The following is a 17780-nucleotide window of genomic DNA, read 5'->3' as shown; positions in this document are numbered from 1 at the left end:
CCGATCAAGTTACCTATGATCGGGCGGTTTAGCCGTTTTTTTTATTTTATATCTTCTTAACTATCAGAACACTTATCTACCGGCTACCGCAAGCTCCTCCGTTACTTCCTGCCCAATCGCCTGCCCCAAATCCTCGATCAAATCCTCCACGTCCTCAATGCCTACGCTGAGGCGAATCAGCGAGTCACTTAGGCCGGCTTTGCGACGCTCTTCGGCCGGAATGCTGGCGTGGGTCATAGTGGCGGGGTGGCCGCAGAGGCTTTCCACGCCGCCTAAGCTTTCGGCCAGGGCAAATAGCTCCAGCTTTTCGAGCACGGCCACGGCGTCTTCCTTCCGGTCGCCCTGGAGCACGAAGCTAATCATACCGCCAAAGTCGTTCATCTGCTTGGCAGCAATGTCGTGGTTGGGATGATCGGCGAAGCCGGGCCAGTACACCTTCTCTACTTTGGGGTGAGCTTTCAGGAACTCGGCAATGGCGCGGCCATTTTCGGAGTGGCGCTGCATCCGAATATGCAGGGTTTTGAGGCCGCGCAGTACAAGGAAGCAGTCCTGAGGGCCGGGCGTGCCGCCGCAGGCGTTTTGCAGGAAGCGCAGGCGCTCGTGCAGCTCGTCGTCCTTCACCACAATGGCCCCCATTACTACGTCGGAGTGGCCGCCCATGTACTTGGTGAGCGAGTGCATCACCAGGTCGGCCCCCAGGTCGAGGGGCGTTTGTAGGTAGGGCGTAGCAAAAGTATTATCAACGGCCAGCAACGCACCGGCTTCTTTGGCTACGGCAGCGGCGGCCGCGATGTCAATCACGTTCAGCAGCGGGTTGGTGGGTGTTTCCACCCAGATCAGTTTGGTGTGCTCGGTCACTTTCTCGCGCACGGCGGCCATATCGTGCATGGGCACGAAGTGGAATTTGATGCCCAGGGGGGCAAATACCTTGGTAAAAATGCGGTAGCTGCCGCCGTACAGGTCATTGGTCGAAATCACCTCGTCGCCGGGCTGGAGCAGCTTCACGATGCAGTCGATGGCAGCCATACCGGAGGCGAAGGCCAGGCCGTGCTGCCCGTTTTCGAGGGCGGCCAGGGCATCCTGAAGCTGAGTACGCGTGGGGTTGTGCGTCCGCGAGTACTCGTAGCCACGGTGGTCGCCGGGCGAGCGCTGCACATAGGTAGAAGTCTGGTAGATGGGCGTCATGATGGCCCCGGTCTCGGGGTCGGGATGTACGCCGGCGTGGATGGTCTTAGTGCCGAATTTCATAGGAGAAGCAAATGGAAAAGCAAATGGAAAAGCAAAGTATACGGGGTAGGGAGAGACGGGCCAAAGGTAAAGCAGCACGGGCGATTATTTTTTGGTAAACAACAGCCCCGGAATGGCTTATACCGTTAACCGCTTCCCTTGCCCCAGTCCGGCGCGTAGCCTTTGCTGAGCAATTTACGTTCTACCTTCGGGCCGGCTGCACACAGTCGGCCCTATTTATTACTGCCTATGTCTGTGTTTAAAGAGCTTTTCCAGAAAAACGCTTCCACGCTGGTCTCCATGTTTCTGCTGGTGGCCCTGCCGGTGCTGGGCAGCTCTACGCTCACTTACCTGTTCTACCGCAACCAGGAACTGTTGCAGCAACTCACGCCCGTCCAAACGGCGCTTTACTTCGTGGTTATCGCCTTCACGATGGCCTTTGCGCTGACCCCGACCACGTTCGTGGCCCTGGTCACGGGGTTTTACTTTGGCTGGGCCGGCCTGGTGGGCATGGTGGTAGCCTATGCGCTGGCCGCGCTGGTGGGCTACCAGGTGGCCTCCTCCCTCGACCACGGCCGGATGCTTGGCTTCCTGCGTCACTTCCCCAAGGCCGATGCCGTGATGCGGGAGCTGAAAGCTGAAAGCTGGCAGCTTATCGTGCTTACCCGTATCTCGCCGGTGCTGCCCTTCGCCCTGATGACCTTCGTGCTGGCCGTCATGCGCATCGAGCGGCGCAAGTTTCTGCTGGCCTCGGTGGTCGGGATGCTGCCGCGCAGCCTGTTTTTCTACTGGCTGGGCACCAAAGCCCAGGATGTTATCAGCCTCGTGAGTGACCCTGACACGGGCACGGCGGGCAAGCTGCTGGTCGTGGGGCTGATTATCGTGTCGGTGTTTGGGCTGTATTATCTCTTCAACCGGGCCTTGCAGCGGGCGCTGAGCCGCGGCGGGGCCGCACCCGCTGAGAAATAAAATCTGACTCTCAGCAGTTTGTGCGTTTTCCAGCAAATTTTTACGCTAAAAAAGCCCCCCAGCTTGGCCGTCTGAAAAATTAGCCCTTATCTTTGCGCTCCCCAAGCGGGGAATTGGTTGTGTAGCTCAACTGGATAGAGCACCTGACTACGAATCAGGAGGTTTAAGGTTCGACTCCTTACACGACCACGAAAAAGCCCCCCAGCAGTTTGCTGGGGGGCTTTTTTATTTCTATTTGGCATGTGATTTCTAGTGCGGCATTGCGGGGCCAATCATCCGGGTTATTTACCTCATGGTTTCCTAGCGGGACGACGCGTGGGCGCGGCAAAATCGGAAGGCATAGCAGATGCGGGCCAGCTCCGCTGCTGGTAGTAAGCAGCAGTTCCTGCACGGCGCTTTATATTTGGCACCTCCTTATCCTAACGTGCTATTGAATGCTCTTTAACAGTTTCGCATTTCTGGGGCTGTGCCTTATCACCTTATTCCTCTATTACTTACCGTTATTCTCGCGGGCGCAGGTAAAGCTTCTGATTATTGCCAGCATGCTCTTTTACGCGTACGACCAGCCAGCCCTGGTAGTCCTGTTGCTGCTTTCGGCAGGCATCAATACCGGGGTTAGCTACTGGGTATTATTTGGCAATGCTACCAGCAAAAAGGCGCTGGCTACCCTGGGCGTAGGGCTGAATCTGGCGATACTGGCCTTCTTTAAATACTCGCCGCTCTTCGCGCGCACATTTTTGCCTTCCGGCAATGATATCGGCAGGTTTTTGCTCACTATCCCGCTGCCCATTGGCATTTCCTTCTTCACTTTCGAGGGCATCAGCCTTACGATAGATCTGTATAAAAACAAAGCATTTAGCCAGCGGGAAGGTGAGGGCCTCACGTTTACTAAACACGCGGAGCGGACGTTGTTTTTCATCTCCTTCTTTCCGCACCTGGTAGCCGGCCCCATTCTGAAGGCGCACGATTTCCTGCCGCAGATTAGTCGCAAGTATTTTCGAAATATTGAGTGGGAAGCGGCTTTTAAGTGCCTGGTGGTGGGCTATTTCCTTAAAATGGTAGTAGCTGACAACCTGAAGGATTTCACGCTTTTACTTGACTTCCCTTATCATCAGTACTATTCGAGCCTGACTCTGCTTACCATGCTGTTCGGGTATTCGATTCAAATCTTTGCTGACTTTGCCGGCTACTCGGCCATTGCGCTTGGGCTAGGTAAGCTCTTTGGCTACACGCTACAGGAAAATTTCAACTTCCCCTACATTTCAACTTCCTTCAAGGAGTTCTGGAAACGGTGGCACATCTCGCTCTCCACCTTCCTGCTAGAGTACCTCTATATTCCGCTGGGCGGTAATCGCAAGGGCAGAGCGCGCACGTACCTGCACCTGATTCTCACCATGTTTCTGGGAGGCCTGTGGCACGGTGCGGCTTGGTCGTACGCTATCTGGGGGCTTTGTCACGGGTTAGCTCTGGCTCTGGAAAAGCTGGCCGGCTATGACCGTCCCAGCCAAAGCACTGCTATCCAACTTGTGCGGGGCCTGCTCGTATTTATTTTCGTTACGCTAGCCTGGCTGCTATTTAAGCTTCCCAATTTCGCAGACGTCATCAGCTTCGTGCGGAGCGTAGCGAAGAATAGTGGCGCACTAAGTACCACGCGCATCAATTCCAGCATTCTGGTTTACTCGCTGCCAGTAGTGATCTACCACCTATATTACGTAGTGCGGCCCAGAGCTGCCTGGCGACCTGTGGTGCGGCTGGAGTACATTGGCTACGGGCTGCTCCTCTTTCTGATTCTGGTGAATAGCGGTAATCCAGGCAGCTTTATCTATTTCCAGTTCTAGGACTATGGTTGTCAAAGCGCTCATGGTTATGGGGGTAATATTTGCTCTTTACGCGGTGTTCATTGCTCAGGTAAAGCCTTACTGGAGTATATCCCATCATAAAGAGCAGCAGGACAACCAGATCAAGGCCGAAAAATATCTGTACGATTACCGGCAGGAGCACGGCGTGGTGGTGGGCTCTTCGCTTTCTTCGCACCTGGGCAATCTACCCGGAATATACAACCTGGCCCTGGACGGGCTGAGCTCCCTGGATGGGCTGGCCATTGTGATGAAGCAGAAAAGCCCTCCACGCACAGTGCTGATTGAGATAAACTTTATCGACCGGGAGGAGAACACCAGCTTTACCGGACTAGTCAATAATCCGGTTCTGAAGCCCGCGAAGCGGCTATTTATGTCGATGCGGGCCGACAAACAGCCGCTGTCAGTGGTAGTGGAGCAGCTACAGATGACTCTGGATAGGCTGCGTGCGCCTTTCATCATCCCAGACCCTGCTGTTCCTGGCTCCGCGACTTCTGCTCAGCAAGCATCTCGCTACACTGAGCTGCTGACCAAGCAGCTGGAGCGCTATGCGCAAGCACCGGCGCCCGGCGTTTTTGAACAGCAGCTCGGAAAGCTCAGACAGGCTGTCTCTTTACTAGAGCAGCAGGGAGCAAGGGTTGTATTCTTCGAAATGCCGGTCGATTGCCGCCTAGACGATTCCCCGAGAGCAAAGGCTGTTCGCGTAGCTTTCCGACAGTATTTTCCCCAAGCCACCTATTCTTACGTGCCCCGGCCAGCGTGCGCTGCCTATCAAACCGCCGACGGCATTCACCTGGACGCACAAAGCGTCACGAAGTATAGCTACTTTTTACAGGAGCAACTTGCGAAACATAAGCGTTAGTTCTGACTCCTTACCCGTCTCTAGCACATTTTGCCCCCCAATACCAAAAACGCGGTCGGCTGAACTTATCTTTGCACCCGCAACGCCTACGCGTGGTAACCGTGCATCATTCGTGACGGCGGACCCAACGATTCCGGGGCTTTGTTTGTTAGTCAGGCGGCCGAGGGCCGTTTGTTTGTTTTTCGCTGATTCTTGATTGCATGCTGAATACTATTTCGACCGATATCTGTATTATCGGAGCTGGCCCGGTGGGGCTGTTTGCGGTGTTTGAGGCTGGGTTGTTGAAGTTGCGCTGCCATGTGGTGGATGCGCTGCCCGCCGTTGGAGGTCAATTGACCGAGATTTATCCCAAGAAGCCCATCTACGACATTCCCGGTTTCCCCGAGGTGCTGGCCGGCGACCTGGTGCGCAACCTGATGCGCCAGATTGAGCCCTTCCACCCCACGTTCACGCTCGGCGAACGGGTAGAGGGCTTCGCGAAGCTCGACGACGGCTCGTTTCAGCTGTTCACTACTGATGGAACCGAGGTGCTGTGCAAGGCCGTGGCTATTGCCGGCGGTCTGGGTTCGTTTGAGCCACGTAAGCCCGCCATAGGCGAGTTGGAGCGCTTTGAGCAGGGCCGCGGCGTGTACTATATGGTGCGCGACCCCGAAACTTTCCGCGACAAGCGTATCGTAATTGCCGGCGGTGGCGACTCGGCCCTCGACTGGACTATTTTCCTGGCTGATATTGCCAAGGAGGTCACGCTTGTACACCGCGGTACCACGTTCCGTGGCGCGGCCGACTCGGCGGAAAAGGTAAAAAACCTGCACGAAGCTGGTCGTGCCCGTCTCGTACTGTCGTCCAACGTGAGTCACGTACACGGCATTGATGACTTGGAAGCCGTGACCATCACAGCTAACGACGGCACCACCGAGAGCCTGCCCGTGGATGCGTTTATTCCGCTGTTTGGCCTCACGCCTAAGCTTGGCCCTATCGGCGAATGGAATCTGGGCTTAGACAATGATGCGGTGCAGGTAGATACGCTGGACTATTCGACCTCCGTGCCGGGTGTGTACGCCATTGGTGACATCAACACCTATCCGGGCAAGCTCAAGCTGATTCTGTGCGGTTTCCATGAGGCTGCGCTGATGGCTCAGGGCGCTTACAAGTATATGTTCCCGGATAAGAAATACGTGCTTAAGTACACGACCGTGAACGGGGTGCCTACCATGTAATTAGAAATCCAGTGTCATTCTGAGGCACGAAGGACCTTCTCAACGCAGAACGACAAGCGTGCCAACGACTTGTGCTGACGTGAGAAGGTCCTTCGTGCCTCAGGATGACAATGTTTTTTATTGGGCAACGATTTTATTTGATACTATTGACCTCTGATAGTAACTGAAGCCAACAACCAAGGACCAACAACTAAATGACTGACGCTACCGAAGTTCGAGTGTATGTGGAGGAGGCGCCGGGCCAGCGGCGCGAAATAGAGGCCCCTACAGATATGAGCCTCAGCTTGATGGAAGTGCTCAAGGCCAGCGGCTACGATATTCAGGCTACCTGCGGCGGCATGGCCCTGTGTGCTACCTGCCATGTGGAAGTACTCGCCGGCCCCGCCCTCGATGAGCCCGGCGACGAAGAAATGTACATGCTTGAGACGCTGCCCGTACTCAGCCCCGGCAGCCGCCTTTCCTGCCAGATTCGCATCACGCCCCGCCTAGATGGCTTGGTGGTACGCTTGATGCCCATTATTTAAAGCCACATACTCGGCATATCTTTCGGCTCACCATCATGCATAAAAAAGCCCCTCAGACTCACTCTGGGGGGCTTTTTTATGCATGATGAAATGGAGGCTTGTCAACCTTCTCATTATCAATGAGGATGGTTTACTACCTACCGACGGCGACGAAACTTTTTATGACTAATAGGTGACTTCCGCTTAACGGCGGGTGCCTCTTTAGGCTGAGCGGTAGTCAAGATAACTGGCGATTCCATCGCCGATGGCTGGGGGGCTTTTTTGGCTTCCTCAGCGGCGTTGGCTTCGGCTGTTGCCACACCTTGGGCGGTAATTTCGGCGGATGCTTGTTTGGCTTCCTCCAAAGTCAGGGCGGCTTGCTTGCGACGCACGGGCATCAGCAAATCCCGCTCGACGCGCTCCCGGGCGGAGAGCTTTTCCTCGCCGGGCAAAGCCGGTGTAATAGGTACCGTAAAGTGACCGGAAGACTTTGGAACCTGGGTTGTTTTCTTGCCTTGGGCAAACACCGGCGCGCTACACAAAAGCAGCCCGGCAAACACATATATTTTACGCATCAGCATCGCTTTAAAAGAGGCTAAGAGGACGCAAAAGTAAGGCCTAAATGGTGCGCAGACAAGACTGCATAGGCTTTAACTCACTGGAAACAGCCTTTCCGCACTGTCGAGCCCGTTTTTAGGGGTAAAAAACCTTGGCTAACTAAGAAGCTTAGTTAGCCCCGATCCGGAGCCTTTGGCCTACCGAATGGCTCGTAAATTCGGGGGCGTAGAGGCACTGAATCTGGCTTAATCCACCCGAAAAATCGCCGCTTTGAGCCGCCCTTAATCGGTACTCAAACACATGGGTTCCCTTAGGCAAGGAGCCAATAAAAAAGTTGGTCGCCGCATCGCGCGGGCTCTCATAGTAGCCTAGTCCGCCTTGGTAGCGGTAGCCCGATACCTGACTGATCAACTCCAAACCGGCGGCCCGTTGGTCCTTCAAGTGCACGTACTCCAGGGCGCGGTCGGTGCGCAGCGTCAGGCGGACTATCAGGGCCTCTCCTACCCGCAGCGGCGCGGCGGCAGTAAGCGGTTCCAGCACCAGGCCAGCCGCCGTGCGCCGCTCCCGAAAGAGCTGCCGCTCCAGGCGCAGCGGCGTGGCGGCGGACGTTATTTTGTCCAGCTGTTCGAAGTACTGCCAGTAAAGTGCCCCCAGGCCACGCCCACATCGGTCTTTTTCACGGTTACTTTCCCCTGGGCCGGCTTGATGCTGACGCCGGGGAAAGTAGTTTTGAAGTAGCCAGTGCCGGTTTGCTGGGCGGTGGGCTGGATGGGCGCTCCGCCTACCGCTATCTGAATGGGCTGGGTGGGCTGTAGCCAGTCGGAGCCGCGCAGGAGCAGGGCGTAGCAGGCGTCAGCGGTGGCGCGGGTGCTTTCCCAGTTCTGAGTTTGCTTTTGCTTGAGCAGCCAGAGCTTCATTTCATCCACCGACTTCTGGTCGTTTTGCACTTCGTCGAAGGCCTCGATTAAGGTAGCCTGGGTTTCGGTGGGAGCCTCGCGCCAATAGTAGCCGCCGCGCACTTCCTTCCAATACATACCCAATTCCGGGGAATGTAGGGCGTTCTCGGTGAGGGCTTGCAGGATGTCGCGCACGGCGGTGGGGGCCGTTTTGCCGCGGTGCAACGCCAGCGCCGTAAGGGCTTGCAGGTAGCGGGTTTGGGCGGGCCAGTAGGTACCGGCTTGCTGCCGATAATAGTCGTAGGCTGGCTGTGCGGCTTTGGCAACGGTTTCATTGGGCCAGAAGCTGCGGGCGTATAGCGCCTGAATATGTAGGTCAGCGAGGTAGTTTTGCTTTAAGTCGACCTTGGGCTGCTTACGCAGGTTGTCGTAGTCGCGCTGCATTTGCTCATCAAGGTAGCGCAGCGCGTTGCGCAAAATTTGTCCCCCAGCCGCGTTTTGGCTGGCATCGAAAGCCCCCAGCTTGGTCAGCTTGCCAAATCCGGCCACGATGAACTGGGTGATGTAGCGGTCTTCGGGCATCTTCTCAAACCAGGGGAAGGCGCCGTTAGGCTGCTGCATCTGGGCCAGTTTGGTGAGGGCGCGGGCAGTTTCCGCTTGCAGGCGGGGCTCGTCGAACAGCTCCGTGAGGCGGCGCATCCGCTCCGTTTCCGACTGGGCATCGCGCACCCAGGGCGTTTCCTGCAGCAGCAGATTCTTCAGCTCCTGGTTTTGCTCCAGCTTGCTGGCCAGCGCCACCTTATCACCGGATTGGGCGGCGCGCTTCCACTCTTCCAGGGTCATTTTGAAGCGTGGATTGCTTTGCAGGATTTTGGCCGCCAACAGATTGGCATACAGCCGACTAAAGATTTGCTCCGAGCACTCGTACGGGTACTCCATCAAATAAGGCAGGGCCTGCACCGCGTACCAGGCCGGATTCTGCGTCATTTCCAGCGTAAGCGAGTAGTTACGGCGCGTGGGCGAGGTGGTGGTGGTCAGCTTTTTTAGCTCAAACTCCCGCGTGGCCGGCCCCACTATCGGCAGCGGCAGGCTTTCCGTGACGAGCAGGCGGTTCGGCAGCACGGGCAGCGTGTTTTCCTCCCCATCGGAGTAAATGGCTTGGGGGGCTTTTTTGGCTTTGCGCTTAGCTTGTTTTGGGGCACTGGTTTGGGCCACTACGCGGTAGGTAATGGCCTCTAGGGGCGCCCGGCCTTCGGCGGTTTCCGGAATGGCGAGGTCCCAAGCGAGGGCGTTGCTTTGGTTGGCCTTTAAGTCAAACGTAATATTCGCCGCGCTTTTGAGAACAGCGCCTTCTAGAGGCTGCTGGGTGCGGGCATCGAGCAGAAACAGCTGGGCCGTGCCCTGCATGGGCTGGTCGGTGAGGTTGCTGAGCTTGGCGGTGAGGCGCAGCTGGTCGCCTTCGCGGAAGAAGCGTGGGGCATTAGGCGTTACCTGGAGCTGCTTCTGCGTGACCAGCTCCCGGCGCAACAGGCCAGAGTGGAGCTGCTGGTCGTGAGCCAGGGCCAGCAGTTGCCAGCGCGTCACGGCTTCGGGCATCTGGAATTCCAGCACGGTTTCGCCTTGAGCATTGGTGCGTAGCTCGGGCATCCAGAAGGTGGTTTCGCGGAAGTCTTTGCGGGCCTGGATGGCAACTAGATTGGGTTGCTTATTCTGATCAGACTTGGCTTGGTTTCCTATTACTTCTTCATCCTTCTTCACAACTGGAGCTGTGAATCTTACAGTGGTTAGTTTGGAAGCACTTGATACAGCCATATTTTCTCTTTGCCGAGAGCTAACTGATTTATCCTTTAATTCCTCTTGATCAGGAATTTCGAGAGCGTCAGCCACGACTACTTCCGCGAGGCCACTGCTGTGCTCATACAACATAAGAATACCCTCCCCAAAGCCCCACAAGTTGATATGCGGATAAATAATACTTCGCACGTTCGGCCCGTACATGGTCTGATTCATCAGACCTTCTGACTCCTGCATATCAAACCGGCCTTGCCACGCCAGCATAGCCGGATAATAGGGCTTCGGAAACTCCAGCTCCCGAAACGAATGCGAGCGGAATGCATCCAACGACTGGTCATACAGCGTGGCGAGCAGTTCCGCGTCGGCCGGCTTACCGTTCGCTTGCTGAACGGTAATGCGCCAGGTTTCCCGCTGGCCGGGTTGCAGCTTGTCGCGGAAAGTGGCGATGCTGAGCACCAGCGGCGTGGGCAGCGTAGCTACCTGCATCGTAGCTGTATGGGTGTACAGGCGGTTGTCGCGCACTTGGGTAGTGTGCACGTATAGCTGCGTTTCGCCGAGGCTAGTCGGCACCGGGATTTCTACCAAGCGCTGTTCGCCAGCCGCCAGCGTGAGCCATTGGTGGCGCAACGTCTCGCCTTTTGCCTCCGCTTCCAGCAAAATGCGCGCCCCCGCTTCTGAGCTACCTACCAGAAAGCGAGCGGGCTGGCCGGGCGCTACGCTATCCTGAAGCGAGATAAACCAATCAGACGTAGGAATAGGCAGTGTTTTGGCCGAGGGTGCATACAGCGTAAACCGCTGCTCCGTCTTAGCTGGCTGACCGGTTGTGTTGGCCGCGACCGTGGCTTCCAGTAGGTAGCGGCCGGGCGCCTGCTGGGCCAGCGGGGCGGCCAGTGCAGGCAGTAGCACCGATTTTTCGGTATCAAACGGCTGGGTTAGCACCAGCGTACGGGTCCAGGTGCTGTCGTTGTCTTCCTGGGCGTAGGCATCCAGCGGAAACAGGCGCTTGAATTCTTCCGAGCTAAGGGCTTCGCGTTCGGGCCGCTCCCAGGCTCTGGGGCGCAAAGCGCGGGCGGGTGGCGTGAGTCGGTAAAGCTGGAGCGTACCGCGGACGGGCAGTGCCTCGCCCGTAGCGTTGGTGCTGAACAGGCGGATGGGGGGCATTTTTTCGCGGTTCAGCAGTTCGGGCAGCTCCAGGCGCAATGTCAGCGCTTCCTTGCCGATGCTCACCCGTTGCGTGCCGGTACGAGTTTCGCCGGCCGCGTCGGTGACGTCGGCGGTTACCTCAAAAACGTAGCCGGGCTGCCAGGGGCCACGCTTCTGCTGGCTGGCTTCCTCCCCTTTCGCGGTGAACTTCAGCAAAAAGCCCCCCGCCGAATCGGTTTGAGCCGTACCGCTCAGGATTTCCATTTCGTGCCGGCCACCGCCAAACTCCCGGCTAAACATGGGCCACAGCGTGCGGCGCGTAACGCGGTAGCTTACCACGGCCCCATCAACTGGTTGGCCGGCGTAGGCAGTGGCTTTGCCGCGCATCGTTACCTCCTGCCCCAGCACGGGCGTGCCCTGCACCGGCTCAAACGTGACCTGGAAAGTGGGCCGCTTGTAGTCTTCTACCGCAAAGCTAACGTTGCCGTATTCGGTTTGCAGGCTCATTTCGCCATTCAAGAGGCCCGTAGGCAGCACGATAGAACCGTGAAAAGAGCCAAACCTGGAGGTCGTGAAAGGCAGGGTCTGCACAGTTTGCCCATTCACATCTTCCAGCCGCACCGATATGGGCAGTTGGGTTAGCAGGCGGGATTTACCAGCGGTGCTTTCGGTCAGAATGCCTTTGAAATAAAGCGTCTGGCCGGGCCGGTAAATGGCGCGGTCAGTGTACAGAAACGTGCGGCGCTGCGGCTGCTCGGGCTGCGAGTTGCGGCTGCGGCGCGGGAAGTAATAGTTGTTTTCCTGTACCAGCAGCGAGTCGGCCCCTTTGGTGAGCAGCATGGCGCCGAGTTGGGTATTCTGCCCCGTCGTCATTCCCATTGGTACCTGCGTCAGGCCTTCGGCAGTGGTCGTGAGCACCGCCCCCCGACGGCCCTTATATTCCCGGCTGGGTTGGTCGTAATAACGAAAAAAGGGCAGCACCTGCACCCCAGCCAGCGCCTGACCGCTTTGGCGGTGCATTACCAGCAGCTCCGGTCCTTCCTGAGTGCCGGCGCTCCGCCGAACCTGGCTTAGCTCACTCACGCTCAGCTCCGTGAATACGGTCGTAACTCCGGCCCGCTTCTGCGTAGGGTTTTCAGCCGCCGTACTCACCACGATAAGGTACTGACCCAGCGGCAGCGCCGGCCCTGAATATTGTACCGAGTGGTTCTTATAATCGGCCGGGCCAGGCACGCTCAGCGTCCAGGCGGCGGCAGGAGCAGCGGCCAGCGCACGGGCATATATTTTCTGAAACGATTGGTTTTGATATAGTTCGGGTCGCTCCTGCTGGCGGATGGCCAAGGCGTTGCTCACCCGATACGCCTTCGCGTAGAGCGTAGCGACATTGCGCACCTCCAGCTTCAGCAGCCACGGCTGCTTGGGCAGCAGCACCTCTTCCGTGGTGAAGGCAACTTCCACGGCCTCAATACGCCGACGCAAAGCCAGCGCATTTTGCCCCCCACGCGACTTGGGGAAGCGTTTTTCGGCTTCCAAAGCTCGGTTTCGAGCCTGAGCCGGCTGACTTTCCTGGAGGCTCTCCGCCTGCGCAACCAGAAACTCCGTTGATATCGGCAGGGCCTTGAAGGTTTCCGCGCTACGGGCCAGGGCACCGCGGTACAGCTCGTCGTTGTTGACTAGCTCCGTGTGCTCGTGTACATAGCGCAGGCGCTTTAATTCAACATCGGCTAAGGCAGCCGGATTTTTGGCCTCCTGCAGCCGACACGCGGTGAGCGCCTGTAATACTTGGAGCGCATGAAATTGCCCGTTCAAAGAATCGGCAGTCGGCACGGTCAGCTTGAGGCGAACAAACTCGGCGGCGGGGCTGAACAGGGCTTTGTCCTGCAATTCGAACTGCTGAGCCGGCTTAGTGATATAAAACTCATCGTTTCCTAAGCCATCTACGGCCCGATGCGCCAGCAAATCGTAGAGCGTGGGGCGGCGCGTTTGGCCTTCCGCATCGCCCAGGCGCACGGTGTAGCCTAGCTCCTTCGAAGTTAGTTGCTGCTGGCGCTGGGGCTCGTCGGCCACGGAAGCGCGGTAGTGGCGCACCACGGCGCTGCCTAGGCGGGCCGCATCCCAAGTGCGGATATCCGCGTCGGCAGAGTCAGAAGGGGCTTGGGTGGTGCGGTCGTAGAGCTGGTAGTGGTGTTCGTCGTAATACGTGGCGTAGAGCTGGGCCAGCAGACTATGCAGAATAGGGCGCGCCGGAAACTTGGCCGTTTTCAGGTCGGCCTCCACCAGGGCAATTGCCTTTTCGTCCGCTTCTTCCTCTTTGGCTTGCAGTACGCGCAGCTTATACAGCACCGCCCGCAGATATTCCGGCGTATCCTGCCGCTGCCGGACCTGCTGATAGATTTCGTTGATTAGCTTAGCGGCGGACTCGGTTTGGTCTTTGGCTAGCAGAGCGTCAATCTGCCGCCACTTCTTAGGGTCGGGCGCCGAGGTGGAGGGGGGGCTAAATACGACAAGTAACAGCAGAGACAATAAGCTGAGGAGGCGCATACGGGCACGATAAGGGAAAGCTGCGGGATAAGTTGGTAGAAACCAGATGCGCGAACTGCCCTGATTCCATAAGCAGCCATCTGTTTTTTGCTGACTATGTATCTATAAGTGGTCTTCCACTAAGATTGAGATCTTATAAACACTGTTTGCGCAGCCCAAACGCGGCAGAAACGCAAATATGCGTTTCTTCATGTGCACCATTATTATCCGCGTGTACTCACGGCATTTCTGCCCCGCGCGGCCGCTGAGTTACTTCCCCTGCCGGAGCACGAGCATCATCACTACCTGCTACTCTGTTGGTTTGGCCTCTGCTTCGTCCTGGGGGCGCTTGGTAGCTTGCAGCACGCGCTCTATCTGCGCCATATGCCGCTCAAGGTGCGCCAGCAGGAAGGCAAACTCATCGGTGAGCCGCAACTGGAGCAGGGGAATCAGCGGATTGGGAATGCGCACGCGGTTGGCGTTTATGGTCCGGGCTTGGTCAATCAGGTGCAGCATCTCATCAAGCTGACGGCCAAATACTTCTACTACCGTGCGCGGCAGGCGGCTACCACTGGGCGCGTAGCGCTGAGGCGTTTTGAGAGCCTTCTGGCTAACCGGAATACGCATAGACTGCACGAGCCACCGGCCCACAAAGCCTGACTTTACGATGTCGGCTGGCTTGGAGCCCCGCTCCATAGCCGCTTTAATTTTCCGCACCATAATAGGCAGATGATGCCCCCCAACGATGGTGAGATGCTCCAGGCACTGGCCCACGCTCCAGGTATCGGGCGAAGGACGTTGATTCAGCTGGTCTTCGCTCAACTGCCGTAACCGCTGCGTCACTACCTCGCGAGCCGAATGCATGGCGGCGGCGAGTTGATCGAAATACTCAGTGGTACGAACGACGGCGGAAGACATAGGTGTAGGTATGAGCGGCAGAACGAAAAACGGATACGTAATGATACGGGCTACAACGGTTTCCGCCAATTTTTTAGCCAGCGCCCGAACTCCTTACTAAGCCTGTAATTCAGCTATTGTAACTCGCCTTCGCAGATATTGATTGGGTCAGATTGCTTTAAGGCTTGATTTATGCAAATGCGAACCTTGATTTACGTGAGTAGCTAGTATCAATTTTTAGGTATATTCTGTTTTCTGCGTGCTTAAGCATCAGCGTCCCCGCAAAGCCCCGTATATAGCCCTGCGCGACGCGGTACGGCGGTATTTTGGATTCTCGCGCCGCGAGACATCCGGGTTTGCAGTGCTATTGCTCCTGCTCGTGCTTTGGCTCGTGCTGCCTCAGCTGCTTCGGCCGGCCCTCCCCCACTACGACCCCAAAGCTGACCAACGGCAGCTCGATGCGCTAGCCGCTGAGCTGGCCGCTGCCCGTCAGCCCCGCATCTACGCCAGTCGCTATCCGCGCCGAAAAGCCCCCCAGCCAGCCGTAGCGCAGGTAGCCCTAGCTCCTTTCGACCCAAATGCCTTGTCGGCAACGGACTGGGAGGCGCGGGGGGTACCCCGCTACGTGGCCCAGCGCATGGTGAAGTACCGTGACATTATTCGGGGCTTCAAAGCCAAAGCGCAAATACGTCGCACTTACGGCCTCGCCGATTCAGTGTACGCTCGCCTCGCGCCTTACATGCGGCTCCCCGATGAGCTGCCAGTCCGCGCCGCTTACGCCACCTCCAAAAACCGCTACCCGGAGCGGTCTGCGCCCTTCCCGGCCAGCAAGTTTCCGCGTAAGCCGACCAACCTGGCGCCCTTCGACCTGAACGCGGCCGACACCACCCAGCTCATGCAGATTCGCGGTATCGGGCGGGGGCTGTCGGGCCGGGTGGTGGCGTATCGGGCGCGCCTGGGGGGCTTTTCGCGGGAAGAGCAGCTGGGCGAAATCTATAATTTGCCCCCCGACCTCGTGGATAGCCTGCGCAAGTACACGTTCGTCGCGGCGGGCTTTGCGCCTACTCCCATTGACGTAAACAACGCCACGCTGGCCGAGTTGAAAGACCATCCGTACGTGGGCTTGCGCCTGGGGCGCGTGCTGGTAGCCTACCGGCAGCAGCACGGCCCGTACCAGCAAGCCACTGACCTGCGCAAAATCCGTATCCTCGACGACGCCACGTTTGAAAAACTTCAGCCTTACCTGCGGTTTTAGCTTTAGTGCTCGTGCGGGAGCGCAGTCATTAGAAAAGCTTTGCTGAGGCGCGCCATGGGGTTTCATACTAACCAGCAGAGCGTGTAGCCTACGTCAATCCTGTGCCCTTTCGCGCCTTACTTCGCCCATTTGGGTAGGCTTTTCGTATGGGTGGCCAACGCCGGACGCCAACAGTTCAGGCGCAAAGCGCGCAGCGTTTTGCTAACTCCCTATCTCATGACCTTCCTGCTACGCGACAAGCTTTTCCCCCTCTTCGTTTTTTTTCAGACTGTCCTCTGCGGCTGCGCCAATGACAAAGGGCGCGGCGACTTTGAGCGGGTTAGTCAGACGTATCAGGTAAAACAGGTGGGCCGCATGCCGAAAGCCCAGGTAGTGGAAAGCTCCGGGCTGGAAATTGCCAATGACGAAGGTGACCTCTGGACCCACGGCGACGGCGGCAATACTGCTAAGCTCTACAAAGTAACCATGCAGGGCGACCGGCTGCAAGCGTTGAATCTGGCGCCGCTGACCAATATCGACTGGGAAGACCTGGCGCGGGATGAGGACGGGCGCATCTACATCGGTGACTTTGGCAACAACCAGAATAAGCGCCGCAACTTGGCCATTTATCGCCTCAGCGGCCCTGAGTTGCGGGAAGTCGATACCATTCAGTTTGAGTACCCCGACCAACGCCAGTTTCCGCCCAAGAAAATTGCCCGCAACTTCGACTGTGAGGCATTTTTCTTTTATCAGGACAGCCTGCACCTATTTACCAAAAACCGTGGGGAGGGTAAATGGGTTAAGTATTATGTGCTGCCCGCGCAGCCTGGTACTTACACTGCCCGCCTCGTGGACAGCATGCAAACCAATACCTGGATTACGGCCGCCGATATCAGCCCCGATGGACGGACGGTGGCTTTGCTGGGCTACGGTTTTACTTACCTGATTGAGCGCACGGCGGGCACTAAGCTGTTTGATGGCGCCAAAAGCTGCCTGCCAATGCCCCAAACCGGCCAGGCCGAAGCCATCGTGTTTATTAACGACCACGATTTTTTACTGAGCAATGAGAAGGGTAAAATCTTCCGGGCTACTTATAAGGAGAAATAATAAACGCTTAGGGCAGCAATCAGTACATTCAACTCGCTACCTGCACTTTCAACTTCATCCCCTCAACACCTATCAAATGTCTCATACAATTCTGGTTACTGGCGCAACGGGCACCGTGGGCTCGGAGCTGGTTCTGGCCCTGGCCAATCGTGGCGTGACAGTGCGCGCTGGCGTGCATTCTATTATCAAAGGCGACCGGTTCAGCCACATTACCTCCGGCGTGCAGCTGGTGGAAATGGATTTTCATAAGCCCGAAACCCTGCACGTCGCGCTTACCGGCGTAGAGCGCGTATTTATGATTACGCCCTTCACCGACGATCAGGTGGCTATCAGCAAGCAATTCATTGATATTGCCCGGCAGACGGGCGTGCGCCAACTCGTGCGGCTATCGGCGGCTGGGGCCGAGGCCGAGCCGGGAATTCAGCTAGGGCGCTGGCACCGCGACATAGAAAAGCACTTGGAGCAAAGCGGCCTGGCCTACAGCATCTTACGGCCGAGCAGCTTTATGCAGAATTTTGTGGAGCAATACAGCGAGTCCATCCGGCACGAGAGCAAGTTTTACCTGCCCCTGGGGGAGGCCAAAGTCGCTTACATTGATGTGCGCGATATTGCCGCGGTAGCCGCCACCATTCTGACGGCCGACATAAACCAGTACAATGGCCAAGCCTACACCCTGACCGGACCAGCGGCTTTGAGCGGGCAGGAAGTGGCGCAGGCTATCGGTCAGGCCAGAGGCCAAGCAGTGGGATACGTGGATGTACCCGAAGTCGCTGCCCGGCAGGCAATGGCCCAGCTACCAGCCTGGATGACCGATGCTTTGCTGGAGCTGCACGCCATCAGCAAGGCCGGCTACGCGGCCGATACCACTCCCACGGTGCAGGAACTTACAGGCCATGCGCCCCACACCATCGAGCAGTTTGCCCACGACTACCAACGCCATTTTCAGCCTGCTTCTTAGGCCGCTTCAAAACCACTACTTCGGCCGCCTAAAAAGCCC

The 17780-nt window shown here is 57.3% G+C and carries 13 protein-coding genes and 1 tRNA gene; 9 read left to right on the top strand and 5 right to left on the bottom strand.

The features are described from left to right. Window positions 1–72 precede the first annotated feature (72 nt). Window positions 73–1248 carry a cystathionine gamma-synthase gene (locus B9A24_RS12490; RefSeq protein WP_084446353.1) on the bottom strand — a complete coding sequence of 392 codons (1176 nt, stop codon included), beginning with the start codon at window positions 1246–1248 and terminating at the stop codon, window positions 73–75. A gap of 228 nt (window positions 1249–1476) precedes the next feature. Between B9A24_RS12490 and B9A24_RS12485 the strand changes: the two genes are divergently transcribed. The 6 genes from B9A24_RS12485 (at window position 1477) to B9A24_RS12460 (ending at window position 6655) form a co-directional block, all read left to right on the top strand. Continuing rightward, a complete protein-coding gene (locus tag B9A24_RS12485) occupies window positions 1477–2196 on the top strand; it encodes a TVP38/TMEM64 family protein (protein WP_084446351.1) in 720 nt (239 codons plus the stop codon). A 115-nt stretch (window positions 2197–2311) separates the two neighbouring features. After that, window positions 2312–2385: transfer RNA gene (locus tag B9A24_RS12480), tRNA-Arg, on the top strand. 245 nt (window positions 2386–2630) lie between these two features. Beyond that, window positions 2631–4034 carry an MBOAT family O-acyltransferase gene (locus tag B9A24_RS12475; RefSeq protein ID WP_084446349.1) on the top strand — a complete coding sequence of 468 codons (1404 nt, stop codon included), beginning with the start codon at window positions 2631–2633 and terminating at the stop codon, window positions 4032–4034. Window positions 4035–4038: 4 nt separating this feature from the next. Continuing rightward, window positions 4039–4914: a hypothetical protein gene (locus tag B9A24_RS12470; RefSeq protein ID WP_084446347.1), complete on the top strand. Its 876-nt coding sequence runs from the start codon at window positions 4039–4041 to the stop codon at window positions 4912–4914. A 200-nt stretch (window positions 4915–5114) separates the two neighbouring features. Then, entirely contained in the window at window positions 5115–6131 is a 1017-nt protein-coding gene (locus B9A24_RS12465; protein ID WP_084446345.1) for an NAD(P)/FAD-dependent oxidoreductase, read from the top strand. Between the two features lie 194 nt (window positions 6132–6325). After that, window positions 6326–6655 carry a 2Fe-2S iron-sulfur cluster-binding protein gene (locus B9A24_RS12460; protein ID WP_084446342.1) on the top strand — a complete coding sequence of 110 codons (330 nt, stop codon included), beginning with the start codon at window positions 6326–6328 and terminating at the stop codon, window positions 6653–6655. 137 nt (window positions 6656–6792) lie between these two features. Here B9A24_RS12460 and B9A24_RS12455 read toward each other — a convergent pair whose 3' ends face one another. The 4 genes from B9A24_RS12455 to B9A24_RS12440 form a co-directional block, all read right to left on the bottom strand. After that, a complete protein-coding gene (locus B9A24_RS12455; protein ID WP_143434922.1) occupies window positions 6793–7209 on the bottom strand; it encodes a hypothetical protein in 417 nt (138 codons plus the stop codon). A gap of 151 nt (window positions 7210–7360) precedes the next feature. Then, window positions 7361–7777, bottom strand: coding sequence for an alpha-2-macroglobulin family protein (locus B9A24_RS22340; protein WP_262490596.1), 417 nt, complete (start codon window positions 7775–7777; stop codon window positions 7361–7363). A 23-nt stretch (window positions 7778–7800) separates the two neighbouring features. Further along, a complete protein-coding gene (locus B9A24_RS12445) occupies window positions 7801–13566 on the bottom strand; it encodes an alpha-2-macroglobulin family protein (RefSeq protein ID WP_084446336.1) in 5766 nt (1921 codons plus the stop codon). A gap of 288 nt (window positions 13567–13854) precedes the next feature. Then, window positions 13855–14463 carry a DinB family protein gene (locus B9A24_RS12440; RefSeq protein WP_084446334.1) on the bottom strand — a complete coding sequence of 203 codons (609 nt, stop codon included), beginning with the start codon at window positions 14461–14463 and terminating at the stop codon, window positions 13855–13857. A gap of 238 nt (window positions 14464–14701) precedes the next feature. Here B9A24_RS12440 and B9A24_RS12435 point away from each other — a divergent pair, with 238 nt between their 5' ends. From B9A24_RS12435 to B9A24_RS12425, 3 genes are all read left to right on the top strand, one after another. Further along, window positions 14702–15697: a ComEA family DNA-binding protein gene (locus B9A24_RS12435; RefSeq protein WP_084446332.1), complete on the top strand. Its 996-nt coding sequence runs from the start codon at window positions 14702–14704 to the stop codon at window positions 15695–15697. Between the two features lie 216 nt (window positions 15698–15913). Further along, complete coding sequence (locus B9A24_RS12430) at window positions 15914–16783, top strand: hypothetical protein (RefSeq protein ID WP_084446330.1); 870 nt, start codon at window positions 15914–15916, stop codon at window positions 16781–16783. Window positions 16784–16859: 76 nt separating this feature from the next. Further along, on the top strand, window positions 16860–17741 hold the full coding sequence (locus tag B9A24_RS12425) for an SDR family oxidoreductase (RefSeq protein ID WP_084446328.1): 882 nt from the start codon (window positions 16860–16862) through the stop codon (window positions 17739–17741). Window positions 17742–17780: the final 39 nt, after the last annotated feature.

Origin of the sequence: Hymenobacter roseosalivarius DSM 11622 (assembly GCF_900176135.1) — a bacterium.
Taxonomy (GTDB): domain Bacteria; phylum Bacteroidota; class Bacteroidia; order Cytophagales; family Hymenobacteraceae; genus Hymenobacter; species Hymenobacter roseosalivarius.
This window is presented reverse-complemented; position numbering and strand designations above follow the sequence as displayed.